The organism is Bradyrhizobium sp. NC92, from assembly GCF_025200865.1.
Classification (GTDB): Bacteria; Pseudomonadota; Alphaproteobacteria; order Rhizobiales; family Xanthobacteraceae; genus Bradyrhizobium.
This window is the reverse complement of record NZ_CP104171.1, coordinates 5,960,098-5,984,253: the sequence shown is the minus strand read 5'-3', so window position 1 is coordinate 5,984,253 and position 24,156 is coordinate 5,960,098. Positions and strand designations below refer to the sequence as shown.

The window sequence follows — 24,156 nt, the reverse complement described above, 5'->3', positions numbered from 1 at the left end:
AAGGTAAATCGGAACCCGCTGTGCAGTCCTGACGCCATGTTGAGCAATGGACGCGTCGGTCGTCCATCGCGAGGAGTGCAGCGACGGCAACAGCTGCGTCGATGCGGCACTGCGTTCGGGCTCAATCAGAAAATCCGAATAAAAACAATCGGGAATGTTCGGCAGCGATGCCTCTCTCGTTGCGTGTTCGCTCCACGTCGGGGCGCTGCGATTCTTCCGTCACTCGTCGCGTGCTGCTGCAACATGCGGCACGCCATGTGAAAAGTTGAGGCTTCTCGGTCCGGGAGATCGGCGCAAATGTCGCACCCTGGGGCGCGCATTTTTGCTTGCCCAAACGAGGGGGTATTCAGGATGTCGTTTCGTTATACGGCAGTGGCAGCAGCGGCGCTGTCACTTGCTACGCTGGCCATCGGTGGCCTGGCTCAGGCGGCGGACCTGCCGGTCAAGGCGGCCAAGAAGGCTCCAGACCTTCCGTTCTTCCTGGTGATCGATAACCGCGTCACGTTCTCATACATCTTCAACGCTGCGCAACCGGGCGCGTGGTCATTCCGGCCAGATGGGTCGATCGACAGCAAGACCACCAAGCAGGTCTATTCGTTCACCCATTTCGACCTCTGGGCGTACGGCACCAACTTCTTCACCATCTCCCTGTTCAAGTCGGATCACAATGACCCGGCGGGGCCGTGCACCAATGCGGGGACGATCTTCGGTGCGCCGGCGACGTGCGCGGGTGCGACCGAAATCTACGGCCTGTTCCGCTCGACCTTCGGCTGGAACGAGCTCTTCAACACCAAGGCCTTCAGCGCGGGCCCGCTGCACAACATCTCGTTCGAAGTCGGCATGGATGCCAACACCGAGAACCGGTATTTCGGCGCTGCCAAGCGCGACGTCGTCGGCGGTCTGCAGTTCGCATTCGACCTGCCCTACAAGGGGTACGTCAATGTCGCGCCGCTGGTCTATTGGGAGTTCGCCAACCACAATTCCTTCAGCCAGTGCGGGCTGTTCGGTCCGGGCGTTCCCGGCGTCACCTGTCTTGCGGACGGCAACACGTCGTTCAAGCCAACCTGGGCCGTCGAGGTCAATTACTACATGGACCTCGGCTTCCTGCCGCCGAACATGCAGTATTTCTCGATCAGCGGCCGCGCCGGCTGGTACGGCAAGAAGGGCACGGACACCGAGCCGCTTCCCTACAGCCCGGCGAACGGCGTCTACAACACCGCGGTCGAGCTGAATTCGGAGCCCATCCGTCTGACCTTCGATGCGTCGAAGGCGGCCTGGGGCGACAAGTACTCGCACTTCGTGGACGTCTGGGTGGCTTACCGCTACTGGCAGAACAAGTTTGGTCTCGATCACAACCTCGCGGTCGGCTGTACCACGCTCGTCGGTGGCGCGAGGGTGAGCACCGGAGCGTGCACCGAGTCCTCGCTCTACTCCGGTATCACCGTGAAGTTCTGATCGCCTGATGCTTTGCAGGTGAAAGACGATGGCGCCGCGTCAAACCTCCGCGGCGTCATCTTCTTTGGTCCTTTGCCGATGTGCTGCTACGTCGTCCAAACGCCGTCGTGCAGCGCTTCGGCTTCGTCTTCGAGCAGGGGCCCGACGACCTCCGTCCGCCGCTGGCCGCTGGCAAAGACCTCGCGGCATGGCAGGTCGAGGGTCGGATTCTCCGGATGGTTGCCGGTGATGCCGCGCAGGCGATGCTCGCTGAGGCCATAGACGACGCGGCCGATGCCGGCCCAGTAGATCGCGCCCGCACACATCGCGCAGGGTTCGGCTGAGGAATAGAGCGTGGCTTTCGCCTGCACCTCGCGATCGAGCGTGCGGCAGGCCTGGGTGGCTGCGAGGCGTTCGGCGTGCGCGGTGGCGTCGCGATCCGGCATGTAGCCGTTCTCGGTCTCGATCAGCACCTTGCCGTCGGCATCGACGACGATGCAGCCGAACGGGTGGTTGCCATGGGTGAGGGAACGACGGGCGACCGCGAAGGACAGGCGCAGGAAGTGCTCGTCGCGCCCTGATGCGTCGTCCATCGATCCTCCGTTCAGTGCCCTGCCATGTGCCGGCCGACCACGGTGAGATCGGCTTCGCTGGTCCGTGCTTCATACACGAATTCGCCGTGGAACATCACCACCAGCCTATCCGACAGTTCGAGCAGCTCGTCGAGGTCCTCGCTGACGAGCAGGACGGCGGCGCCGCGGTTGCGCGCCGCCATGATCTCGGCGTGGATCTGCGCCACCGCCGCGAAATCGAGGCCGAAGCAGGGGTTGGCGGCGATCAGCACCTCGACGTCGCCGCCTAGCTCGCGGGCCAGCACAGCGCGCTGCACGTTGCCGCCGGACAGTGCCGAGATCGGCGTGTCAGGCGTGCGGGTCTTGATCTTGTATTGCCCGATCTTCTTCCTGGCGTCGCTCCGGAAGGCTCCGCGATTGAGCCACCAGCCGCCGCTGGCAAAGGGTGCGCGGTCGAATTCGCGGAAGGCGATGTTGTCGGCGACGCTCATGCCGCCGACGCAGGCATTCTTCAGCGGCTCCTCGGGCAGGAGAGACATCCTGTGGCGCCGCATCTCCTCGCGGCTTGCGTGATAGGGATCGCCGGCGACGCGAATATCGCCGCTCTCGGCCTCGCGCTGGCCGGCCAGAACCTCGACGAGCTGGCGCTGGCCGTTACCGGAAACGCCGGCGATGCCGACGATCTCCCCGGCGCGAACCGTGAGCGAGACATCGTGCACGGCAACGGCGCCCGCATCGTCCAGGGCGCGGAGCTTTTGCAGCTCCAGCGTGGCCTGACCGGCTTGGCCGGTGCGCGGCGGCTGCACCGTCAGCTCTTCGGCGCCGATCATGGTGCGGGCCATCTCATCCGGCGTCAGCTCGGAAACCTTGCCGGCTCCAGCGAGCTTGCCGCGGCGCAGGATGGTGACTTCGTCGGCGAAGGCCATGACCTCGCGGAACTTGTGCGTGATCATCAGGATGGTCAGCTCGCCCTTCACGACCATGTCGCGGAGCATGCCGAGCACCTCGTCCGCTTCCGCCGGCGTCAGCACCGAGGTCGGCTCGTCCAGGATCAGGAAGCGGCGCTTCAGATAAAGCTGCTTGAGGATCTCGCACTTCTGCCGTTCGCCGGCAGAGATGTCCGAAACTTTCGCGGCAAGCGGCACCTTGAAAGGCATCCGAGCAAGGAACGCCTCCAGCTCTTTCATCTCGTTCGGCCAGTTCACCACGGCCGGCACGTCGTCGCGCGCCAGCACGAGGTTTTCGGCGACCGTCATCGCGGGCACCAGCGTAAAATGCTGATAGACCATGCCGAGCCCGAGCGCGTGGGCATCCTTCGGGTTGGCGATCGCCTGCTCGCGGCCGCCGACGAGAATGTCGCCTTCGGTCGCGTGGTAATAGCCCATGATGCATTTGACGAGCGTGGACTTGCCGGCGCCATTCTCTCCAAGCAGGGAGTGGAACGAACCCGGCCGCACCTTCAGCTCGACATTGTCCAGCGCCAGGAAGTCGCCGAAGCGCATGGTCATGGCGATCGCATCGACGCCGAAGGCGCCCGAGGGCGGAGGCGTTTCGCCGATGATCACGAAATCGCTCCGATGAAGGCATCAGAGGTCGAGACCGCGCCGAACACGCCGCCCTGCATCTTGATCATCTTCAGCGCGTGGTCGTGGTTGCTCTTGTCGGTCGCGCCGCAGCAATCGTGCAGCAGGACGCATTCGAAGCCGCGGTCGTTGGCCTCGCGCATGGTGGTGTGGACGCAGACGTCGGTCGTGATCCCGGTCAGCACGATGTTCTCGATGCCGCGGACGCGCAGGATCAGCTCCAGATCGGTGGCGCAGAACGAGCCCTTGCCGGGCTTGTCGATGATCGGCTCGCCCGGCAGTGGCGCCAGCTCCTCGATGATGTCCCAGCCCGGCTCGCCGCGCACCAGGATGCGGCCGCACGGGCCGGGATCGCCGATGCCGGCGCCGATCTGGCGCGAGCGCCAGCGTTTGTTGGCGGGCAGGTCGGAGAGATCGGGGCGGTGGCCCTCGCGGGTATGGATGATGTGGAAGCCTTGGCTGCGCATCGCCGCGAGCAGCCGCTTGATCGGCTCGATCGGCGCCCGCGTCAGCGAGAGGTCATAGCCCATCTTGTCGACATAACCGCCGACGCCGCAGAAATCGGTCTGCATGTCGATGATGATCAGTGCCGTATTCTCCGGGCGGAGATCACCATTGTAGGGCCAGGCATAGGGCTCGGACTTGATGTAGCGCTCGGGCATGGACGACCTCGTGCGTGTTTACCGTGTGATCGAGAGTTCGGCGGGCGCGCCGGTCAGCGTCCGCTTCGGTGAGCAGGTGATGATCATGATCGCCAGCGTCAGGATGTAGGGCGCAGCATTGAAGAGGTGATAGCCGGAGGTGACGCCGACCGATTGCAGCGCCGGACCCAGCGCCGCCGCGCCGCCGAAGGCGAGCGAAGCCCACAGGCAGAGCAGGGGATCCCAGCGCGCGAAGATCACGAGCGCGACGGCGGTGATGCCCTGGCCCGAGGAAAGGCCCTCGTTCCAGCTTCCGGGATAGAACAGCGACAGAAACGAGCCGCCAATGCCGGCGAGGAAGCCGCCGACCATGGTGGCGCGCAGGCGGATCAGCAGCACGGAATGACCCATCGCGCGTGCGGCATCCGAGCTCTCGCCGGCGGTGCGGATGAGGAGGCCCCAGCGGGTGGTGCGGAAGGCCCAATAAAGGATTGGCGCCAGCACCACGCCGATCAGAAACAGCACGTTGATGCGTAGCGCGGCGCGGACTTGCGGGATGTCGCTCCACCAGCCGAAGTCGATGGCCGGCAGCCGCGGCGCGGTCGGCTCGATCAAGGGCTTGCCGAGATAGAAGGCAAGGCCGGTGCCGAACAGCATCAAGGCAATACCCACGGCAACGTCGTTGACGCGCGGCAGCGAGCAGATGCCGGCATGCAGCGCACCCAGCAGCGCGCCGGTGATGCCCGCGGCGAGCACGCCGAGCCACGGAGAGCCGGTGAGATAGGAGATGCCATAGGCGCTCATCGCACCCATCACCAGCGTGCCTTCGAGGCCGAGATTGATACGGCCCGAACGCTCGGTGATGCATTCGCCCAGGCTCACGAACAGGAATGGGGTGGAGACGCGAATGGCGCCGCCAAGGACGGCGAGCGGGACGGTCCAGAGTCCGATCGATCCGTCTGCCATCTCAGGATTTTCCCTTCAGGAATCCGATGCGGCCGTAGAGCGCATCGCTGGCGAGCACGAAAACGAAGATGATGCCCTGCAGCACCAGCACGGACGCATCGGGTAGCCCCAAGCGGCGTTGCAGCAGGCCGCCGCTGGCGCTGATGCCGCCGAGCAGGATCGCGACGGGGATGATGGCGAGCGGATTTTGCCGCGCCAGGAAGGCAACGAGGATGCCGGTGAAGCCGTAGCCGGCGGCGAGGTTGGCGTTGGTGCGTCCCTGCACGGCGGCGACCTCGACCATGCCGGCAAGGCCAGCCGCGCCGCCGGCAAGGAAGCAGACGGTCAGGATCAGCTTGTCGACGCCGAGGCCGACGATCTTCGCAGCACGGATGTTGCCGCCAGCCACGCGCGCGGCGAAGCCGAACACGGTGTGATAGATCAGGATGTAAGAGGCGATCGCGGCAATCACGCCGAACACAAGGCCCCAATGTACGTCGGTGCCGGGAATGGAGCCGATCATGTTGGCGGCGCCGATCTCGCGGGTAGACGGCTTGTTGAGGCTGGTGGGATCGCGCATCAGCCCTTCGACCAGATGGTTGAGGATCGCGAGCGCGATGTAGACGAGCAGCAGGCTCGAGATGGTCTCGTTGACGCCGCGATACTGCCGCAAGCCGCCTGAGAGCATGATCCACAGTCCGCCGCCGATCACGCCGGCGCAGACCATGGCGATCTGGACGACGAACGGCGGCATGCCCTGAAGCGCGAGTGCGGCGCTGGTTGCCGACAACGCGCCGATCAGCAGCGCGCCTTCGCCACCGATGATGACCATGCCGAGCTGCGCCGGCAGCGCGGTACAGAGCGCGGTGAGGATGAGGGGCGCTGCGCGCGTCAGCGTGTTCTGCCAGGAGAACCAGGTGCCGAACGCGCCGTAATACATGTAGAAATAGAGATCTAACGGGTTCTTGCCGAACATCGCGACGAAGATGCCGAACACCGCGAGCGCGCCGACGAGCGCCGCGCCCGGGATCAGGACATATTCGATCGTGCCGCCGTGGCGTTGGAGGAAACCGGGATCGGCGGCCGGGGCGACTGTCCCGACCGCGTCCGTGGAATCCGCCGCTTCCGTGGTCACGAAGTGGCTCCGAGCACGCCCTCGACGAGGTAGTCCATCTTCTCTAGTTCAGGATCCTTCTGGCCGCGGTCGGTACCGGCGGGGATCACCGTCTTGCCCTTGTTGTCGACCAGCCCACCCTTGAACATGGCGTAGCCTTCTGCCGACAGGAATTTTGCCTTGGCCTCGTCGGCCGCCTTGCGCGCTTCGGCCGAGACCGCTTCGCCATAGGGCGAGGTCTTGACGATCTCTTCCTTCAGGCCGCCGCGGTAGAAATTCGGAATGCCTTCGCCGGAGGCGATCATCTTGACGAACTTCGGATAGAGCGCTTCCCAGTTCCACTCTGCGCCGGTGAGATAGGCCTTGGGTGCCAGCGCCGACTGGTTGGTGTGATAGCCGCAGACGAAGGCGCCGCGCCGCGCGGCATTCTCGACCATGGTCTTGGGGCCATCGACGTGGCAGGTGAGCACGTCGACGCCCTGATCGATCAGGCTGTTGGTGGCTTCGGCTTCCTTGACCGGCATCGACCAGTCGCCGGTGAAGATCACCTGGGTGGTGGCCTTTGGATTGACGGACTTGGCGCCAAGCGTGAAGGCGTTGATGTTGCGCAGCACTTGAGGGATCGGCTTGGCCGCGACGAAGCCGAGCTTGCCGCTCTTCGACGTCAGGCCGGCGACGATGCCCGAGATGTACTGGGCCTCGTCGATATAGCCGAAATAGCTGCCGGCATTCTTGGGGTCCTTGTCGCTCCAGAGGCCGCCGCAATGCTCGAAGCGGAGCTTCGGGTACTTGTTGGCCATCTTGATCATGTGCGGATTGTAGTACCCGAACGAGGTCGGGAAGAGCAGGGTGGCGCCGTCGAGATTGATCATGGACTCGATCGTCTTTTCGACCGCGTCGGTCTCCGGCACCTTTTCCTCCTCGACCACCTTGAGGCCGGGAATCTTCTTCAGCGCCGCCGCACCCTGCGCGTGGGCCTGATTGTAGCCGTAGTCGTCGCGCGAGCCGACATAGATGAAGCCGATGGTGGTCTCGGCCGCGAAGGCCGGGCGGAGGCCCGCAGCCGCGCCGAGGGTGAGGGCCGCGCTGCCCTGCAACAAATGACGTCGTGAAATCCTGCCATAATCCATTGCTCGCTCCCCTTGGCGGATGTCCCGCCTTGATCTCGCGGCTGCGCCGGCTTGGCGGAGCCGGGACCAGATGTCGCAAGCTTCGTGCCAGAGGCTATGAAGAGAGCAATTCGTTATAAGTACTTGAAAACAAATGCTAGATAAGGAGAGCGTCGAACTTGGCGAGGAAAGGTGCAGATTAATTTATGGGCAATATCTAAATATTGTATGCAGTGGAGTTGAGCAGTCCGAACCAGCTCGCGCATGTGTATGACCGCCGTTGGACGGTCGGCCGGCAAGGCGCATTCATGCTAACCACGCGCTGAGTGGGGCGGCGCCGGTGATGTTCGCTGGCACCGAACTTGTATCGATTGTCGCCAGGACCGCAATGTCCTCAGAAGATGGAAAGCTCGCCGAGATGGGCGCTGGTACCGTTCACGATGCATCGCTCGGCAATGAGATCGCTCGCCGGATCAACGAGCTCGGCGCGATCTCGGAAGACCCCGAAAAACTCACCCGCATCTTTCTCAGCAAGGAGCTGCGCAAGGCCGCTGACCTCATCATGGGTTGGATGCGCGAGGCCGGTATGAGCGCGCATCTGGACGCGATCGGCAATGTCTGCGGACGGTACGAAGGCGAGCGGCCGGGCGCGCCCTGCCTGATGCTCGGCTCACATTACGACACCGTGCGCGATGCCGGCAAATGGGATGGACCGCTGGGTGTGATCACGGCGATCTCTTGCGTCGCCGATCTCAACCGCCGCGGCAAGCGCCTGCCGTTTGCGATCGAGGTGATCGGTTTTGCCGACGAGGAGGGAGTGCGGTTTGCCTCGACCTTGCTCGGCAGCCGTGCGGTGGCCGGCACTTTCGATGAGAGCGTGCTGAATACGCGCGACAGCAATGGCGTGTCGATGCGCGAGGCCCTCGTTCAGTTCGGCCTCGATGCCGACCATATCGGCGCGGCCGCGCGGACGCGGCGCGAGCTGCTTGCCTATCTCGAATTGCACATCGAGCAGGGGCCGGTGCTGGAAGCGCAGAACCTGCCCGTCGGCGTCGTGACCGCGATTGCCGGCGCCACACGCCTTGCGGCGCGGCTCACCGGCATGGCCGGGCATGCTGGCACCGTGCCGATGGCGCTGCGCTGCGACGCGCTCGCCGGCGCGGCCGAATGCGTCGGTGCGATCGAGCAGTTTTGCCGCACCGACGAGGGCGGCCTCGTCGGCACCGTCGGCTACATCCAGGCGAGGCCCGGCGCGACCAACGTCATTCCGGGCGAAGTATCCTTCACCATCGACATGCGCGCGCCGACCGATATGCACCGCAAGCGCGCGGTGGCCGATGTCGTCCGCCAGATCGAGGCGATCGCAAAACGGAGGCAATTGGGACTCCAGCTTGACGTGACCCACGAGAATCGCACCGCGCCCTGCGCACCGTGGCTGAAGCAGCAGATCGCGCAGGCGATCGAAGCCGAAGGCTTCTCCGTGTTCGAGCTGCCGAGCGGGGCAGGGCACGACGGCATGGCGATGATCGACATCGCGCACGTCGGCATGATCTTCGTCCGCTGCCGCGGTGGTATCAGCCATCATCCGGACGAGCATGTCGAGCTTGCCGATGCCGACGCCGGCGCGCGTGTGCTGCTCAGGGTGATCGAGAATTTCAGGCCGCGTACGGCTTAGGCAAGCGTCACGAACCCGCAAGTCACCGGGTAGAGATACGAATCAGTCATGTTTAGAATGGTGGCCATCATCGCGAGGGTCACGAGACAATCAGCCGATTGACGGACATGAACAGCGACATCTCTTTTCCATCACATCGTGAGAACCGGTTTTATCAGGGGATGACTGCGACCTTCGTCGCCAACGCCCTTCAGGCGGTCAATTTTCTCGGTGATCGATTTCTGAGACAATCGCCCCATTCGTTGTCGGCCATCGCGGACCTCTATCGGCACTCGATGGACAGTGCCTTTTCCCTGACCGAGGCCTTCCTGGTCACCGGCGCACCGCACGCATCGGCCTATTATCCCCGCGACTTCGCCTGGTTCTATCCTGACGTGCTCGATCCCGAGACGATCATGGACTCGCAGGACGCGGTGCGACGGGTCCGTCTGCTCGAAAAGAGCGTTCGCCTGCTGCTGGAGGCAGTTCGCGCCGACGTCGTCACCACGACCATCGTCCCCGCGGGGCGCGGCCGGTATCTCGGCGTGAACTATTTCTCGCGGCCCTCGGATACGCTGCTTGGCATTCTCGCCGGTCTGCAGCAGATGCTATCTGCCGAGCAGAGGGCCTCATCCTACCTGGCGATGTCGCAATGCGCGCATGCCGGCCGCTTGCTGCTGGCCGAATATGGCGGAGACCTGAAGCGCGCGATCCTGAAGCTTGCGAGCGAGCTGGAGGCATTCGACGCTGACGGCACCAGATATTTGCTGTGCGACTCCACCGGCCCGCGCTCCGCGGCGACGGATACCCGCGCCGAGCGCCGGCGTTTCGTCACCAATGCCTGCGTCTACACGACCTTCGTGTGGGGCGTGCAGCTCGGAATTGTCGGCGAGAACGAGTTGAAGCGGCTGCTCGGGCGCGACCTCGCGCAGTACAAGAGGGACCTGCTCCGCCTGTTCGGGAAGGACGGCTATATCAGGCATTCCCTGGACGGCCCGGCGAGCTCACCGGCATCGTCGGTCGCATTGGATTTCGTCAGCGTGCATCGCGGCTTCTGGAATATGAGCGAAGCGAGCGAGCGCGCGCTGTTCGCGGCCACGGCGGATCTGATCATCGCCGAACCGCGGTTTCGCATTCCCAGCACGTTCCACTTCCTGGTGTCGGCGGATAATCCGCGCAACAAGATCATCCACAAGATAGCGGCGCCCGCCTATCAGGGGCGCTCCTCCTGGCCGACATTCAACGTCGAGTTTGCGGATCGTATGCTCGACTTTGATGAGGCCTCAGGGAGCGAGAACTACCGGGCCTGCGCGCAAGGAATCCTGAAGGACATTCGCACCGCGACCGAGGTCCACGGCGGCTATCAGGAGCTGATCTCGGAGCAGGGTCTGAAGTATCGCACCTGGGCCTATAAGGGCGCCGTGGCCCACTCGTGGTTTCCGCGCTTCCTGTCGGTTTGGAGGCGGGCGTACGGCACGCCACTCCTCCAGTGGAATGACTGATCCCGCGAACCGCTATCCCGCGGTCACGTCGACCACCTCGCCGCCCTCCAGCACCTTGGCTGCCTTGCTGCGGTCGAGATCGCCTTCCCAGGCCGCGACCACGACGGTTGCGACGCAATTGCCGACGAGGTTGCCGAGCGCGCGGGCCATGCCGATGAACCAGTCGACCGACAGCACCAGCACGAGGCCGATCGCGGGGATGCTCGGCACCGCGTTCAAGGTCGCGGCGAGGATGACGATCGCCGAGCCCGGCACGCCATGTGCGCCCTTCGACGTGATCAAGGACACGCCGAGCACCAGCAGCAGATCGCCGAACGACAACGGCGTGTTGGTGGCCTGCGCAATGAAGACGACGGCGAGTGTGAGGTAGATCGAGAAGGCGTCGAGGTTGAAGGAATAGCCGGTCGGAATGACGAGACCGACGACGGAATCCTTCACGCCCATGCGCTCCAGCTTCTTCATGATCTGGGGCAGCACCGCGTCCGAGGATGCCGTCGCCAGCACGATGGTCAGCTCCTCGCGCAGGTAGGCGAGGAACTTGAGGATGTTGATGCCGGCGAGCGCCATCACGCCGCCGAGCACACCGAGCACGAAGATGCCGACCGAGACGTAGAACAGCATCACCAGCGACACGAGCTGCTTCAGCGAGCCGACGCCATATTTGCCGACCGTGTAGGCGACCGCGCCGAGCACGCCGAGCGGCGCAACCCGCACAATGAGCCCCATGACGCGGAACAGCACGGTGGAGGCTGCGTCGATCATGGAGGTCACGAGCGCGCCCTTCTCGCCGCCGACGAGCGCGAGACCGATGCCGAACAGCACCGCGAAGAACAGCACCTGAAGCACGTCGTTACGCGACAGCGCATCGAAGGAGGTGGTCGGAATCACATTCATCAGGAAGGCACCGATGCCGCCGCCGGAGAGCTTGTGGGCGTTGTCGGCATAAGTGTTGAGCGCCTTGGCATCCAGCGTCGAGGGATCGATGTTCATGCCGTGGCCGGGACCGAAGATGTAGGCGAGCAAGAGGCCGACCACGAGGGCCACCGTCGTCATGATCTCGAAATAGATCAACGCCTTGACGCCGACGCGGCCGACCTTCTTGAGATCGCCGGCGCCGGCAATGCCATGCACGACGACGCAGAACACGATCGGTGCCACGATCATCGAGATCAGCTTCAGGAAGGCATCGCTGAGGATCTTGAGGCTGATGGCGAAGTTCGGAACGGCCATCCCCAGGATGACGCCAAGCACCAGCGCAGCCAAGACCTGGACGAACAGCGAGGTGTAGAGCGGCTTCGGCTCGGCGGCGGGTGCCGCGGCGATGGTCGACATGGTGCACTCCCCTTTGACAAGTCCTGGACGTCAGAGAGGAGCAACAACCGTGCCAGAATGTCGCGGTCACGCCCGAGAAACCGGGTTACTCCGCCGCCTTCGCCGTCTTGCCGAACATCCGCGTCGGGGCCGGGAAGCCGCACGAGGTGCCGTCGGTGACCTTGACCTGGTCTTCCCACGGCAGTCGGAAGGTGCCGGCGACCATGTCCTGCATGAAGGTGTAGGGGCAGTCCATCGCGCCGCCCTTCACCGCGACATAGCCGCGGTGCCAGAGCTGGTAGATGTTGTTTTCGACGCCCCAGTTGATGCGCGCCTCGCGCACGAGGTCCGGCCGGACCTCTGCGGTGATGATCTCGTCGGCGCGGCCGGTCGTGCCGTGCGCCAGCACGGTGCCGTCGAAATTGACGATCATGCCTTCGCCCATGGAATCGAACGAGCCGTCCGAGCCGCACATGCAGACATTCGCGGTGACCATCAGGTTCTGAAACGAATTGGCCTGGTTGGTGAAGCGCCAGGCTTCGCGGATCGGCGCGGTGTAGCCGGCGGTGCGGATCATGATCTCCGCGCCTTTGTAGGCGCATTCCCGTGCCATCTCCGGGAACATGCCGTCATGGCAGATGATCAGCGCGATCCTGGCGCCCTTCGGGCCCTCGATCACGGGAATGCCGATGTCACCGGGCTCCCATGGCTCGACCGGAATCCAGGGATGAAGCTTTCGGTAGTAGAGCTTGATCTCGCCGTGGTCGTCGATGATCAGGCCCGAGTTGTAGGGATTGCCATGCGGGTTGAACTCCATGATGGAGAAGCAGCCCCAGATCTTGTTGTCGACACAGGCTTGCTTGAAGGCCGCGACCTCCGGTCCGTCAAGCCGACACATGATCTCCGGATTGGTGTCCATCGAGAGGCCGTGCAGCGAGTATTCGGGGAAGACCACCAGATCCATGGTGGAGAGATTGCGGCGGGCCTTGCCGACCATCCAGGCGATGCGCTCGGTTTGCCTGGCGAGATCGGCGCGGGTGACGACGTTCGGTAGCTGCAACTGAACCAGCCCAATCACGACGCCCTCAGGCGATTTGTTCAGTCCGCCAAGCCCGTTCATGATCAGCTCCCTTGCTATCCGCGCGGCGCCGTTGCGCGCAGTTCTCGGCGGAGCAAATCCGATTTTGGCGATGCGCAAAAGTCCATTTTTCAGGCGGCAGTGACCGTCGTGCTGACGCGGGGTACCAGTTCCCCCGAGCCGGCGGGCGCCTATTCTTGCAGCGCCACGTGCCTCAAGTCTCGGCTTGACCCGCAAAATCGACCGGTGTCAGACTTATGACATGAGTACAGCAGAGCGACATACCGTCAGCATTCGTGACGAATATGCCGAGATGACGCGGCAGCGCATCGTTGCCGCTTTTGTTGCGACGCTCGAGGACGAGGAGGCCGACGACATCTCCATGGCCGCGGTGGCCAAGCGCGCGAAGGTGGCCGAGCGAACCATCTATCGGCACTTCAAGACCCGTGCGGAGCTGTTCGCCGCGGCCGGCGAGTGGATCGAGAACAACGTCTTCAGCTACATTCCCTTCACCTCGCCCGACGAGCTTCCCGAGATCTTCCGCAAGCTGTGCAAGCGGTTCGACCGTCATCCGCATCTGGCGCGCGCCATTGCGATAACGCGGGTGGGGCGCCGGGTGCGTGCAGGCTTCAGACGGCACCTAATTGACCAGCATCGCAAGGCGATGGCGCCGCTCGTGCGCCATCTCCCCGCCAAGGACGTCCGCCAGGCCGAAGCTCTCGCGTCCTACCTCAACAACGTGCTGGCCTGGAACGCGATGCGCGAGGATTTCGGCATGACGAGCTCCGAGATCGCCGACGCGATCGAATGGGCGCTCACGACCCTTTTGAAGGATGTGCGTCAGCGCGATGCCGCTGCTGCGCGCGCCGGCAAGGGGCGCAAACCACCTCGGAAGCGGACCGCGGCTGCGAAAGCACCGGCATAGAGTGAGGCAGCCATGAACGCGATACCCGACGATCTCCTGATCAATGCGCCTGACGAGGTGCGCGTTCGCCAGGACCTGGTGCTGACGGCGCTCGGTCGTCGCCCGGCCGATCGTTCGTTGCGGGTCGGCAAATTGCTCGACGTGCACAGCCGCACGTGGAGCGAGGACCAGGAGATCGTCTTCAAGGGCCGGCGGATCGCGTGGGTGGGCCCGGCCGGCAGTTATCCCGGCGAGGTCCGCGAGCGTATGCATCGGCCGGATCTTGCAGCTGTGCCCGGCTTCGGTGAGGTGCACAAGCATATCGAAAGCTCGCATCTGACGCCCGAATGGGAAGCGGCGCTGGTGCTGCCGCACGGCAATACCTGGACCTGCGAGGCGAGCCACGAATTCTCCAACGTCAACGGTGCGCGCAATCTCGAATTCTGGTTCGAGGCACGCCGTCGCGGCTCGCCGCTGAAGATCTTTCCGCAACCCGGCTCGGCTGTGCCGCCGACCGCCTATGAGTGGGGCGGCGGCTGGTATGGCCGCGACGAACAGGCGCGCTTCATGAGCGAAAGCCTGATGGTCACCGGCCTCGACGAGGTCATGGACTGGCCGGCGGTGTGGAATCCCGACAACCCATCCTACAAGCGGCTCTGGGGCATGATCGAGGCGACTTTCGCTGCGCGCGGCGTCGTCGAGGGCCACGCGTCGGGCCTGCGGGATCTGCCGTCCATCAACGCCTTTGCCGCGGCCGGGCTCGCGTCCGACCACGAGGTGCAGACGCCCGAGGAAACCTGGGACAAGCTCACGCGCGGTCTCTTTGTCGAGCTGCGCGTCTACGCCATGGACGAGATCGTCAAATGGTTGCTCGCGAAGGGTTTGCAGGACTGGTCGCAGGTTGCGTTCACCACCGATGACCGCAGTGCCAGCCACACGCTCGAACTCGGCGCGAGCGATCATAATGCGCGGGTCGCGATCGAGGCCGGCCTTGCGCCGGAAATCGCGATCCAGTGCCTCACCATCAATCCGGCACGGCACATGCGTCTCACGCCGTTCGTCGGCAGTCTAGCGCCGGGGCGCTTCGGCGATGTCGTGCTGCTGTCCGATGTTGCCAAGCTTACGATCGCCGAAGTGTGGGCCGACGGCGCGCAGGTGTCCGAGGGCATGCGCTATCTCGGCCAAGTGCCCAAGATCGAATGGCCGCAATGGGCGACCAAGACCGTCAATATCAGGCGCACGATCAACCCTGAGGATTTCGAGCTGCGGGCTGAGTCAGGGCGCGCCACGATGAAAGCGGCGGTGATCCGCCCCTTCCATTGGCATCCTGAGTTCTACACGCTCGACCTGCCGGTGCGCGACGGGGCGGTGCAGCGCGACGAGAGCGAGGCCATCACAAAATTTGCCATCGTCGACCGGTTCTCCGGCGACGGGCGCATCGCAAAGATGTTCTGGCGCGGCTGTGGCCCGCGTACGCCGGAGACGGCGCTCGCCTGCTCGGTGGCGCACGACAAGCACAATCTCTGGGTGGTCGGCTCGTCCGACGCGGCGATGGCAAAGGCGGTGAACGCGCTGGTCGAACTTCAAGGCGGATGGGCGCTGGTGCGCGAAGGCGAGCTCGTCGCCACCGTGCGGTTCGAGGTCGGCGGGCTGATGAGCTGCCGCTCCGCGCAAGCGCTCGATGCCGAGATGCAGGCGCTCTACGCAGAAGGGCGCAAGGTCGACTGGATGTACGAGCCGACATTCCGGCCGCGCTGGTATCCGGGATTCCCGGAACGGCTGATGTTTGCAACGCTGACCTGCGCGCCCTGGAGCTGGGTGCTGGTAGCGCCGTGCGAGCAGGCACCGCTCGGTTTCATCAACGTGCAGACCGGCGAAGCACACCCGGTGGTCTGGTAGGGGGAGGACAGGGATGAACGAGATGACGAAGCCGCAAGCCGCCTCCGCGCAGCCGGCAGCCGCGAAGCTGCTCGATCGCGTCTTTCGCCTCTCCGAGCGCGGCACGAGCGTCGGGCGCGAGATGATGGCCGGAGCCACCACGTTTGCGGCAATGGCCTATATCATCGCCGTCAACCCCGCGATCATGTCCAACGCCGGAATGGATCGTGCCGATCTCGTCAGCGCCACGGCGCTGGCGGCGATCTTCGGCTCGGTGCTGATGGGGTTGTGGGCCAATCTGCCGCTCGCCGTAGCGCCGGCGATGGGTTCGAACGTCATCTTCACCTATGTCATCGTCAAACAGATGGGCATGCCCTGGCAGGGCGCGCTTGCCATGGTCGCCTTCACCGGCGTGCTATTCCTGATCCTCAGCCTGTCGAAACTGCGGGAGAAGGTCGCGAAGGATGTGCCCGAAGCGCTGAAGATCGGCATCCAGGCGGCGGTCGGGACCCTCATCGTCTTCATTGCGCTGCGAGGCGCGGGATTCGTCGTCCAGAATCCGTCGACCTACATCGCCATGGGATCGTTGCGCAGCCCGCCGGTGCTGCTGACGTTGTTCGGACTCCTGCTCACGCCGGTACTGGTGGCGCGCCGAGTGCCGGCGGCGCTGATCCTGTCGATCGTGTTGCTGACCGCGATCGGCTTCTTCGTTCCTGGCGCCAACGGCAAGATGGTGACGTCGATGCCATCGGCCATCCTGTCGTGGCCGCGCTGGCCGACCAGCACCTTCATGGCCCTCGATATCGAGTATCTCTTCAGCCATTTCGTTGTGGCGCTGCCGCTGCTGTTCTATTTCCTGTGCGCCGAATTCTTTTCGACGCTGGGCACGCTGATCGGCGTGACGGGCGCTGCCAATTTGCGCAAGCCCGATGGCTCGATCCCGAACGCCACGGCGGCCTTCGCGACCGACGCGACGGCTTCGATCGTGGGGCCGCTGCTCGGGACGTCCGTCGTCACGGCTTATATCGAATCCATCACCGGTGTGCAGGCCGGCGGTCGCACCGGCCTGACTTCGCTGACCGTTGCGGGATTCTTCTTTCTCGCGCTGTTCTTCTGGCCAATCTTCGTCATCATTCCGCCGCAAGCGACCGCGCCGGCGCTGGTGCTCGTCGGCGTGCTGATGATGCAGGGGCTTGCCCGCATCGACATGACGGATCTCGTCAATGCGGTTCCGATCGTGCTGACGTTGCTGGTGACCGTGTTGACCAACAATCTCATCAACGGAATGGCCCTGGGTACGTTGAGCTACATCGCGCTGGAAGTGTCCATCGGTCGGCGGTCGCAGATCCCAGCGATGGTGTGGGGACTTGGCGCCGTGTTCGTCGCTTACGCCATCGTGATCGCACAGATCTTTTGACGTGTGCGTCAGGCCGCGAGGTCCAGCAACCTGCAAGATCCGCGCACCAAAGCCTTTCGCCCGGCCGGTGTCATTGCAGGGACACCGTCATCGACAAAGACAAGGCCGAGTTCGACCAGGCTCTTGACGACATAAGCCTTCGCAAGGCGACCATTCGACACCGGATTGCGAAGCGCCTTCAGTGCTTCCCACTGGTCGGTTGAAAGATCGAATTCGAAATCGTTGCTCATGTTGCCTCAGGCGATCGTCCGGTTCGCGTGCCTCTGTTAGCGGCGCCGCATGAAGACCGTGCGACGACAATAAGTCGGGAATTCGGTCAGCTGTTTAGAACGTCTCTTCACAAATTGCGGCACTTCGTTGCATCACAAAAGTTAAGATCGTTTGCGCACGAGTATCGCACGAGCTCCGATCACTAATTGATGATCCGCACTTGATGCTGCGATGCGAGCTCCCGCAGTGCACGGGAAGTATCGTTGTCCCATTCTGCGTCGCGATATGCACAGAAATCATGAGACGCGAGGTTCAGGAGTCTGTTAGGTTGATTTGCGGGCAGTGACTTCACGCGGCAGGAGTGGAGTGCATGAACAGGCTGGTTGAGATACGCAGTCAGGAATTCTTGTGCCGCGAGCGCGCAGCGCTCGATTCGAAGCGCCGGCTGTTCTGGCTGGCGCAGGCAGAAGAATGGGAGCAGCGCGCGCTCGCCGAAATCGCGTATCACTTTCGGGAGTGCAATCAGGCCGAGCTGAACGCCGCCTGACGCTCGCGGCTGCTATTAATTACTGATAAGTCGCCACAATGTCGGACACGGCGCGCTCGAGCTGTTGCGCGGTCGCGCATTGGCGCACGACGCTGCAAAAGGTTGCGTAGCGCGGCATCTCGGAATCGCCAAAGCCCCAGGCGAGCCGACCCTCGGGATTGAGCCAGACCAGCCGCTTCGAGCGCTCGGAGATCCGGCGCAGAATGTCGGCGCGTGGGTCGAGATTGTTGCTGCGGGCATCGCCGAGCACGATCACTGTGGTCTGCGGCGTCAGCGTGCTCATGAACTCCTTCTCGAAATCGACCAGCGAGGAGCCGTAATCTGAAGAGCCGAAACCGACTTTGGACATGATCTCGGACATCGCTTCCTCCGGCGACTTCGTCTCCAGGATCTCGCTGACCTCGATCAGGTGCGAAGAGAAGGCGAACGAGCGGACATCGTCGACCACCTCGTGCAGCGAATGGATCAGCAGCAGGAAGAAGTCGGAGACTTGCGCAACGGAGCCCGAGACGTCGCACAGCGCGACGATCTTCGGCCGGTCGCGATGCTTGCGCTTCCACGCCGTGAGGAACGGCACGCCGCCCCAGGCTGCGTTGCGACGGAGCGTGCGACGGACGTCGAGATGGCCGCGGCGCTGGCGCTTGCGCGGCTTGGAGTAGCGCTCGCGCAGCCGGCGCGCGATCTGGCGGATGAGGGCGCGCATCTCGGCGACCTGGCGCCGCTCGATGCGGGCGAGCGGTGCGTTGCGCAGGATCTCGTTGCGGAGGTTTTCGGCCTCCTCCCGGGCATAGAGTGCAAGCCCCTGAGAGACCGTATCGCGCACGGCTTCGCGCAAAGCATCGAGCGCGGCGCGCAGACGCTCGGCCAGGGCCGGGTTGGTCGCGGTCAGCTGGTCGAGATCGTCGCGCAGGCGCTGGAGGCCCATGGCGTCGAGGATGCGGCTGGAGAATATGCCGCGCTGGGTGGAGTAGCGAATGTCGGATAGGGAGGCCGCGCCAGCTGCGCTGGCGATCGCGGCCGCGATGGCATTGCGATCCTGCGACAGCAGCATCTGAGCGAGCGAGCCCGGTTCCTGCTGCGACGAACCGCCGCCGGCATCGCTGGCCGCGCCGGAAGAGGGCGCTTGATCCTTATCCTGCGAGGCATCCTGATCGGCGCTCTCGGGCTGATCCTGTCGCGGCTCCGGCTGGCTGAAGAACAGGTCAAAGCAGTCGCCGAGCGCGAGCTTCTCGTCCTGCGACTTGGCGAGCGTCAACAGCAGTGCGTCGCGCAGGATGGTCCGGTCGGAAAAGCCGACCTGCGAGACGGCGCGCATCGCATCGATGCTTTCGGCAGGCGAGACGTGGACGCCGGCGCCGCGCGCCGCCCGAAAGAAGCGATGGAGATTTTCGCGCATCGGCGTCAACCGAAGACGTTGGACCGGGCCGCCTTGGCAATGAAGGTCGTCAGCTGCGGCGTCGCGGCCTCGATGTCGGCTTCGTATTTCAGGAGCACGTTGAGCGTGTCCTTGACGATCTCGGTATCGAGTTCGGAAGCCTGGAGCAGCACCAGCACGCGCGCCCAGTCGATGGTCTCGCTGACCGACGGCAGCTTCTTCAGATCCAGCGAGCGGATCTCGTGGATGAAGCCGACCATCTGGCGGCGCAGCGTTTGCGAGATGCCGGGCACGCGGCTTTCAACGATGCGCTCCTCGAGCCGTTGCTCGGGGAAGCCGATATGCAGATGCAGGCAGCGTCGCTTCAGCGCATCGCCCAGGTCGCGTTCGCTGTTGGAGGTGAGGATCACCGTCGGCGGCGTGATCGCCGAGACGGTTCCGAGCTCGGGGATCGTGACCTGGAAATCGGAGAGAATCTCCAGCAGCAGCGATTCGAATTCAGCGTCCGACTTATCGATCTCGTCGATCAGGAGCACGCAGCCGCCAGGCTGCTCAAGCGCCTGGAGCAGCGGCCGCGGCTCGACGAACTCCTTGGAGAAGAATACGTCGCCGAAATCGTGAAGCTGGTCGAGCGCGGCATGCAGCGTCTGCGCGCCGCCGAGGACTTCGCCGAGCTTGTCCTTGAGGATCTGCGTGTAAAGAAGCTGCTTGGCGTATTTCCACTCGTAGAGCGCCTTGGCCTCGTCGAGGCCCTCATAGCATTGCAGGCGGATCATCTTCATGCCGCGCCAGGCGGCGATCGCCTTGGCAAGCTCGGTTTTGCCGACGCCCGCGGGGCCTTCGACCAGGATCGGCTTCTCGATCTGCTGCGACAAATAGACGGCGGTCGCGATCTGCCGGCTCGCGATATAGCCCTGCGCGGCGAGGCCGCTCTCTACTGCCTCGATCGAGGTCGAGGCCTTCTGATCAGCCACGAATGGCGCTCCCAATGGTCTTGCTTGGGGCTTGTTCTGCCTGCGTTCCCGGCAAAGAACAAGCCTCGTTTGGGAGACATCAGACCCGCGCGAACGGCGATTTTTCCGTTTAGCGCAAATAGTTGAGCGGTTCGCCGGCGGCGCGATCAGTGTCGCAGCAACTCCGGCTTGCGGATCGTTTGTCTGACCTCGGCACCGCAATCGGCGCATTCATAGACGAAGTCGATCTTGGCAAGGCTCCAATGCGGCTCGACCTCGCGCACATACATCGGCAGGAACCCCATACAGGTAGGGCAATTCACTGGCGCGATTTCGACGTCCTGATGATGCTGAACGTAAGCTGGCATCTCGGCTCTCCTTCGCAGGCGACCATCAAACCCCGCACAAAGGCTACCGCCGGTTGCCCCGGAGCCCTCATCAACTCTTTCGAACGGAGGCGGAACGGCGGGCGTTTGTCGTTCGCTGTGACATTCTTGTTACGGCTTCTATACTGTAAGGGGCGGACCAAATGCCTATTTCACAGGCCGATCCGGTATTCGGACCTTCACCTCAACGATAAGGGAGCAAGCCCATGACGCATGCCATTCGCTTTCACAAGACCGGCGGTCCGGAAGTCCTGGTCTGGGAGGAGGTCAGCGTCGGCAAACCTGGGCCCGGCGAGGCGCGTATCCGCCACACCGCCGTCGGCCTCAATTTCGTCGACATCTATAACCGTTCCGGCCTTTATCCGGCGCAACTGCCGAGCGGGCTCGGCAGCGAGGCGGCCGGAGTCGTCGAGGAGGTTGGGCCCGGCGTCACCGATCTGAAGCCGAGCGATCGCGTTGCCTATGGCGCTTCGCCGCTCGGGGCCTATTCGGAGGCACGGCTGATCCCCGCCGACCGGCTGTTGAAATTGCCCGACGGCGTCGACGACAGGACCGCGGCGGCGATGATGCTCAAGGGGCTCACGACGCAGTACCTGATCCGCCAGACCTATCGGGTGAAGGCTGGCGATACCATCCTACTCCACGCCGCGGCTGGCGGTGTCGGCCTGATCTTGAGCCAGTGGGCCAAGCATCTCGGTGCGACCGTGATCGGCACTGTCAGCAACGACGAGAAGGCGAAGTTCGCCAAGGCGCATGGCTGCGACCACGTGATCATCTATACAAGGGAAGATTTCGTGAAGCGGGTCGACGAGATCACCGGCGGCAAGAAAGTGCCGGTTGTTTACGATTCCGTCGGCAAGGATACGTTCCTGAAATCGCTGGATTGCCTCGCGCCGCTCGGCGTCGCCGCGCTGTTCGGCCAGTCCTCCGGCGCAGTGGAGCCGCTCAATCTCGGCCTGCTCGCCCAGAAGGGCTCTCTCTACGTTACGCGTCCGACGCTGTTCACTTATGCCGCCAAGCGCGAAAATCTGGTGGCGATGGCGGGCGAACTGTTCGACGTCGTCAAGTCCGGCGCGGTCAAGATCGAGGTGCACCAGACCTATCCGCTGAAGGACGCCGCCAAGGCGCATGCCGATCTTGCAGCACGCAAGACCACGGGATCGACCGTTCTCCTGGTGTAGTGTAGCGCGGGCTTCAAGCCTGCGTCACGTCGGCTCGTGCTTGCGCAGGTCGCGGACGTGATCGAGGCGGATCGCCTGGAGGTCGACGTCCTCAGGCTCGATCTGCGGGAGGGCCGCCTCGGCCAGGACGGCCTCGGTGACATCCTCGACCGAGTTCTCCACAATCTCGTGGATGAATGAGACGTTCCGATACTCGCCCGAGGCGAGGCGGGAGATGACCTCTCGCCTGGTGATTTCCGGATCGACGACCGCCTCGCGGCCTCGCCGCCCACAATCGATCATCACGACGAAATATTGCATGAAACGATCCTGCCGCGCCCCGATGGCCGGGATGCGGCAGATTATTTCTGAAAATCGGAATTATGTCAACGGCGATTTCCATAAATCAGAAATCGCCGGGTCCTCTCATTTGCCCTTCTTGCGCGGGCGCGCCGATTTCGCGCGCAGCCGCTCAAGCTGCCCCTTGGGCATGGACAGGCAGATTTCCCCGACCCAGTCGAGCTTGACGCCGACGATCGGCTTGGCATTGAAGCTCGTGAGGTTGACCACGGATGGGGATTTGCCCCGCTCGATGGTCTTCAGGTAGCGCTCGCCGGTCTTGAGCCGGACCACCGCCTCTTCGCCGTAGAAGCTCGACAACGGATGGCGCTGGTCCTTGTAGACGACGATCACGTCGCCGCTTTCGTATTTGGGCAGCATCGAATCGCCCACGATCTCGAATGCGATCGTCTCTTCCATGATCGGGAACGGCAATGCGACGTCGCCGAGCCCTTCCGGCGGAACCTGTTCGTAGTCCGGCTCGATCACCGCGCCGGCTCCGACCCGGCCCATGATCGGCGCGAGATTGAGCTCGAGATATTCCATGATCGGAATGATCTCCGAGGCCTTCACCAGGCGCTCGCCGCCGAGAATCTCCGAGACCGCGCCGGGTCGCACGCCCATCGCCGCAGCCAGGCCGCCCTTGCTCTTGCCCGTCTTCTCCAGGCCCCGCTCGATCATTGCTACGTCCAACATGGTGATTCCCTCGATTGCGCACCGTTGCCTCTTGTAATCCGAAATTCGGAATTGATGCAATTATGAATATCAGAAATGCGAGCTTGACTCTGTATTCGGAATAACGGAATGTGTGTCTCGCCTCGCGGGTGGAGGCGCATCACAGGACAGCAGCATGGAACCGGGCCATTGGCCGTCGGAGCACTCCGACGCGCTTCGCGACTATTTTCTCAAAGGGATGTCTTATGCGGAGATCGGAAGACAGATAAACGCAAGGTTTGGAACGGCTTATACGCGCAGCGCGGTGGTCGGCCGCGCCAAGCGGCTCGGGCTCATCGTGCCGCAATGGATGACGAGCCCGGCGCTCGCGCCGCCCTTGCCGGGTGAACCCGGCCTGCTTTCGCCGCGCGGGGTGGCGTGGCCGAGCCTCAATCTGCCGCCGAAGTCCGCCATGAAGCCTGCGGCGCGGGTGAAGTTGCGGTGTGTCGGCATCCAACCGCGCCTGATCCAACTGGTCGATCTCCAGCCGGCCGACTGCCGATATCCCTATGGCGGCGACAAGGACGGTGAGGAGATCACCTTCTGTGGCCATGCGCGCCAGCCGGGCTCCAGCTATTGCGCGCCGCATGCCCGCCTGGCGCGCCGTTCCGGGGCTGCGTCGGCTGCCCGTGCCGCAGGCCCCGTCGTGCTGAAGCTGGTCTCGGCGCTCTGACGGTGCCGCCCTCCGTTCAACCCCTCAGTCTTGCAAGGAGTATCCGAGTGGCTCGTGCCCGACGCAACAAGTCCTATAAATTGGCGCAGATCTATGACCGGCGGTCGCGGGAGGTGCCGTTCAACGCCGAGATCGCGGAGGTGGAGGTCGACAATCCGCTCGCGCTCGATTCCGGCGAGAAGATCCTGGCGATCCGGTCGGTCCGCGGCGATCCGCTCGGCCGACTGCACGCGCACCACCAGATCGACGAGGCGCAATACCGCGGCGGGCGCGCCTTCCAGAACGATTGGGAGCGGGCCGAGCGGGGCCCGCAGGCGGTGGATACGACGCGCGAATATGTCGATGGCACCGGCACGCGCGAGCCCGTCACCGAGAGCCAGCGTCAGGCGGTGCTGCGGCTCAACCGGATCGAGCGAGAGCTCGGCACCGACGGCGCCGCGCTGGTGCACGACGTGCTGGTGCTGGGTCTGACCATGGATCAGGTTGGGCAGCGTCGTGCCGTCCGGACGCAACGCTGGAACGATTACTTCGCGCGGCGTTTTCGCGAATGTTTGGACCGGCTGGCGCTGATCTACGGCTTTGCGACGGAGACGGGAACGGCGCGCGGGGGCCGGCGTGGATGATTGCAAGGCGCCGGCGGTTCGGCCGCCGGCGTCC

The 24,156-nt window shown here is 63.9% G+C and carries 24 protein-coding genes; 10 read left to right on the top strand and 14 right to left on the bottom strand.

What is annotated here, in order from left to right:
• Positions 1–351: 351 nt before the first annotated feature.
• A complete protein-coding gene (locus N2602_RS28260) occupies positions 352–1,455 on the top strand; it encodes a hypothetical protein (protein WP_260380129.1) in 1,104 nt (367 codons plus the stop codon).
• Positions 1,456–1,541: 86 nt separating this feature from the next.
• Here N2602_RS28260 and N2602_RS28255 read toward each other — a convergent pair whose 3' ends face one another.
• Genes N2602_RS28255 through N2602_RS28230 form a run of 6 tightly spaced genes read right to left on the bottom strand, consistent with a single transcriptional unit; the run spans position 1,542 to position 7,419 of the window.
• Positions 1,542–2,027 (bottom strand): nucleoside deaminase, encoded by a 486-nt coding sequence (locus tag N2602_RS28255; RefSeq protein WP_260380128.1) that lies wholly within the window; start codon positions 2,025–2,027, stop codon positions 1,542–1,544.
• A gap of 11 nt (positions 2,028–2,038) precedes the next feature.
• A complete protein-coding gene (locus tag N2602_RS28250; protein ID WP_260380127.1) occupies positions 2,039–3,571 on the bottom strand; it encodes an ABC transporter ATP-binding protein in 1,533 nt (510 codons plus the stop codon).
• Positions 3,568–4,251, bottom strand: coding sequence for a cysteine hydrolase family protein (locus N2602_RS28245; RefSeq protein WP_063688390.1), 684 nt, complete (start codon positions 4,249–4,251; stop codon positions 3,568–3,570). The genes N2602_RS28250 and N2602_RS28245 overlap by 4 nt, the downstream gene beginning before the upstream one ends.
• An 18-nt stretch (positions 4,252–4,269) precedes the next feature.
• Positions 4,270–5,196 carry an ABC transporter permease gene (locus tag N2602_RS28240; protein WP_025037674.1) on the bottom strand — a complete coding sequence of 309 codons (927 nt, stop codon included), beginning with the start codon at positions 5,194–5,196 and terminating at the stop codon, positions 4,270–4,272.
• A 1-nt stretch (position 5,197) separates the two neighbouring features.
• Entirely contained in the window at positions 5,198–6,310 is a 1,113-nt protein-coding gene (locus tag N2602_RS28235; protein ID WP_260380126.1) for an ABC transporter permease, read from the bottom strand.
• Positions 6,307–7,419, bottom strand: a complete 1,113-nt coding sequence (locus N2602_RS28230) for a BMP family ABC transporter substrate-binding protein (RefSeq protein WP_260380125.1) — start codon at positions 7,417–7,419, stop codon at positions 6,307–6,309. The genes N2602_RS28235 and N2602_RS28230 overlap by 4 nt, the downstream gene beginning before the upstream one ends.
• Positions 7,420–7,816: 397 nt before the next feature.
• Here N2602_RS28230 and N2602_RS28225 point away from each other — a divergent pair, with 397 nt between their 5' ends.
• Positions 7,817–9,073 (top strand): allantoate amidohydrolase, encoded by a 1,257-nt coding sequence (locus N2602_RS28225; RefSeq protein ID WP_260383723.1) that lies wholly within the window; start codon positions 7,817–7,819, stop codon positions 9,071–9,073.
• A 107-nt stretch (positions 9,074–9,180) separates the two neighbouring features.
• Positions 9,181–10,554 (top strand): hypothetical protein, encoded by a 1,374-nt coding sequence (locus tag N2602_RS28220; RefSeq protein WP_260380124.1) that lies wholly within the window; start codon positions 9,181–9,183, stop codon positions 10,552–10,554.
• A gap of 12 nt (positions 10,555–10,566) precedes the next feature.
• Here the strand turns inward: N2602_RS28220 and N2602_RS28215 are convergent, their stop codons facing one another.
• Together N2602_RS28215 and N2602_RS28210 are read right to left on the bottom strand one after the other, a co-directional pair.
• Positions 10,567–11,886: a dicarboxylate/amino acid:cation symporter gene (locus N2602_RS28215; protein WP_172785511.1), complete on the bottom strand. Its 1,320-nt coding sequence runs from the start codon at positions 11,884–11,886 to the stop codon at positions 10,567–10,569.
• A gap of 85 nt (positions 11,887–11,971) precedes the next feature.
• Positions 11,972–12,985, bottom strand: a complete 1,014-nt coding sequence (locus tag N2602_RS28210; RefSeq protein ID WP_172785510.1) for a formamidase — start codon at positions 12,983–12,985, stop codon at positions 11,972–11,974.
• Positions 12,986–13,205: 220 nt separating this feature from the next.
• On the opposite strand from N2602_RS28210, the gene N2602_RS28205 reads away from it, so the two are divergent.
• Genes N2602_RS28205 through N2602_RS28195 form a run of 3 tightly spaced genes read left to right on the top strand, consistent with a single transcriptional unit; the run spans position 13,206 to position 17,142 of the window.
• Positions 13,206–13,868: a TetR/AcrR family transcriptional regulator gene (locus N2602_RS28205; RefSeq protein ID WP_172785509.1), complete on the top strand. Its 663-nt coding sequence runs from the start codon at positions 13,206–13,208 to the stop codon at positions 13,866–13,868.
• Positions 13,869–13,880: 12 nt separating this feature from the next.
• A complete protein-coding gene (locus N2602_RS28200) occupies positions 13,881–15,746 on the top strand; it encodes an adenine deaminase (protein WP_172785508.1) in 1,866 nt (621 codons plus the stop codon).
• Between the two features lie 13 nt (positions 15,747–15,759).
• Positions 15,760–17,142, top strand: a complete 1,383-nt coding sequence (locus tag N2602_RS28195) for an NCS2 family permease (RefSeq protein ID WP_172785507.1) — start codon at positions 15,760–15,762, stop codon at positions 17,140–17,142.
• An 8-nt stretch (positions 17,143–17,150) separates the two neighbouring features.
• Here N2602_RS28195 and N2602_RS28190 read toward each other — a convergent pair whose 3' ends face one another.
• Positions 17,151–17,372 (bottom strand): hypothetical protein, encoded by a 222-nt coding sequence (locus tag N2602_RS28190; RefSeq protein ID WP_172785506.1) that lies wholly within the window; start codon positions 17,370–17,372, stop codon positions 17,151–17,153.
• 350 nt (positions 17,373–17,722) lie between these two features.
• Here N2602_RS28190 and N2602_RS28185 point away from each other — a divergent pair, with 350 nt between their 5' ends.
• Positions 17,723–17,899 carry a hypothetical protein gene (locus tag N2602_RS28185; protein ID WP_172785505.1) on the top strand — a complete coding sequence of 59 codons (177 nt, stop codon included), beginning with the start codon at positions 17,723–17,725 and terminating at the stop codon, positions 17,897–17,899.
• A 19-nt stretch (positions 17,900–17,918) separates the two neighbouring features.
• Here the strand turns inward: N2602_RS28185 and N2602_RS28180 are convergent, their stop codons facing one another.
• The 3 genes from N2602_RS28180 to N2602_RS28170 form a co-directional block, all read right to left on the bottom strand.
• Positions 17,919–19,295, bottom strand: a complete 1,377-nt coding sequence (locus N2602_RS28180; RefSeq protein ID WP_212255337.1) for a VWA domain-containing protein — start codon at positions 19,293–19,295, stop codon at positions 17,919–17,921.
• Positions 19,296–19,300: 5 nt separating this feature from the next.
• A complete protein-coding gene (locus N2602_RS28175; protein ID WP_260380123.1) occupies positions 19,301–20,248 on the bottom strand; it encodes a MoxR family ATPase in 948 nt (315 codons plus the stop codon).
• 146 nt (positions 20,249–20,394) lie between these two features.
• Positions 20,395–20,595, bottom strand: a complete 201-nt coding sequence (locus N2602_RS28170) for a hypothetical protein (protein WP_027545881.1) — start codon at positions 20,593–20,595, stop codon at positions 20,395–20,397.
• Positions 20,596–20,819: 224 nt separating this feature from the next.
• Here N2602_RS28170 and N2602_RS28165 point away from each other — a divergent pair, with 224 nt between their 5' ends.
• A complete protein-coding gene (locus N2602_RS28165) occupies positions 20,820–21,794 on the top strand; it encodes a quinone oxidoreductase (protein WP_260380122.1) in 975 nt (324 codons plus the stop codon).
• Positions 21,795–21,818: 24 nt separating this feature from the next.
• Here the strand turns inward: N2602_RS28165 and N2602_RS28160 are convergent, their stop codons facing one another.
• Both N2602_RS28160 and N2602_RS28155 read right to left on the bottom strand, forming a co-directional pair.
• Positions 21,819–22,094 carry a hypothetical protein gene (locus N2602_RS28160; RefSeq protein ID WP_260380121.1) on the bottom strand — a complete coding sequence of 92 codons (276 nt, stop codon included), beginning with the start codon at positions 22,092–22,094 and terminating at the stop codon, positions 21,819–21,821.
• 105 nt (positions 22,095–22,199) lie between these two features.
• The gene (locus N2602_RS28155; protein WP_036045323.1) at positions 22,200–22,808 is read right to left on the bottom strand and encodes a S24 family peptidase; all 609 of its coding nucleotides are present in this window, start codon (positions 22,806–22,808) and stop codon (positions 22,200–22,202) included.
• Positions 22,809–22,962: 154 nt separating this feature from the next.
• On the opposite strand from N2602_RS28155, the gene N2602_RS28150 reads away from it, so the two are divergent.
• Positions 22,963–23,499: a GcrA family cell cycle regulator gene (locus N2602_RS28150; RefSeq protein WP_260380120.1), complete on the top strand. Its 537-nt coding sequence runs from the start codon at positions 22,963–22,965 to the stop codon at positions 23,497–23,499.
• Between the two features lie 47 nt (positions 23,500–23,546).
• A complete protein-coding gene (locus N2602_RS28145) occupies positions 23,547–24,122 on the top strand; it encodes a hypothetical protein (RefSeq protein WP_036007689.1) in 576 nt (191 codons plus the stop codon).
• Positions 24,123–24,156 lie beyond the last annotated feature (34 nt).

Coding starts and splice junctions, on each gene's coding strand:
- N2602_RS28160 (WP_260380121.1), bottom strand. CDS start 22,094: ATGCAATATTTCGTCGTGATGATCGATTGTGGGCGGCGAGGCCGCGAG.
- N2602_RS28150 (WP_260380120.1), top strand. CDS start 22,963: ATGGAACCGGGCCATTGGCCGTCGGAGCACTCCGACGCGCTTCGCGAC.
- N2602_RS28215 (WP_172785511.1), bottom strand. CDS start 11,886: ATGTCGACCATCGCCGCGGCACCCGCCGCCGAGCCGAAGCCGCTCTAC.
- N2602_RS28260 (WP_260380129.1), top strand. CDS start 352: ATGTCGTTTCGTTATACGGCAGTGGCAGCAGCGGCGCTGTCACTTGCT.
- N2602_RS28195 (WP_172785507.1), top strand. CDS start 15,760: ATGAACGAGATGACGAAGCCGCAAGCCGCCTCCGCGCAGCCGGCAGCC.
- N2602_RS28230 (WP_260380125.1), bottom strand. CDS start 7,419: ATGGATTATGGCAGGATTTCACGACGTCATTTGTTGCAGGGCAGCGCG.
- N2602_RS28165 (WP_260380122.1), top strand. CDS start 20,820: ATGACGCATGCCATTCGCTTTCACAAGACCGGCGGTCCGGAAGTCCTG.
- N2602_RS28220 (WP_260380124.1), top strand. CDS start 9,181: ATGAACAGCGACATCTCTTTTCCATCACATCGTGAGAACCGGTTTTAT.
- N2602_RS28190 (WP_172785506.1), bottom strand. CDS start 17,372: ATGAGCAACGATTTCGAATTCGATCTTTCAACCGACCAGTGGGAAGCA.
- N2602_RS28170 (WP_027545881.1), bottom strand. CDS start 20,595: ATGCCAGCTTACGTTCAGCATCATCAGGACGTCGAAATCGCGCCAGTG.
- N2602_RS28200 (WP_172785508.1), top strand. CDS start 13,881: ATGAACGCGATACCCGACGATCTCCTGATCAATGCGCCTGACGAGGTG.
- N2602_RS28185 (WP_172785505.1), top strand. CDS start 17,723: ATGAACAGGCTGGTTGAGATACGCAGTCAGGAATTCTTGTGCCGCGAG.
- N2602_RS28180 (WP_212255337.1), bottom strand. CDS start 19,295: ATGCGCGAAAATCTCCATCGCTTCTTTCGGGCGGCGCGCGGCGCCGGC.
- N2602_RS28240 (WP_025037674.1), bottom strand. CDS start 5,196: ATGGCAGACGGATCGATCGGACTCTGGACCGTCCCGCTCGCCGTCCTT.
- N2602_RS28225 (WP_260383723.1), top strand. CDS start 7,817: ATGGGCGCTGGTACCGTTCACGATGCATCGCTCGGCAATGAGATCGCT.
- N2602_RS28155 (WP_036045323.1), bottom strand. CDS start 22,808: ATGTTGGACGTAGCAATGATCGAGCGGGGCCTGGAGAAGACGGGCAAG.
- N2602_RS28210 (WP_172785510.1), bottom strand. CDS start 12,985: ATGAACGGGCTTGGCGGACTGAACAAATCGCCTGAGGGCGTCGTGATT.
- N2602_RS28205 (WP_172785509.1), top strand. CDS start 13,206: ATGAGTACAGCAGAGCGACATACCGTCAGCATTCGTGACGAATATGCC.
- N2602_RS28255 (WP_260380128.1), bottom strand. CDS start 2,027: ATGGACGACGCATCAGGGCGCGACGAGCACTTCCTGCGCCTGTCCTTC.
- N2602_RS28245 (WP_063688390.1), bottom strand. CDS start 4,251: ATGCCCGAGCGCTACATCAAGTCCGAGCCCTATGCCTGGCCCTACAAT.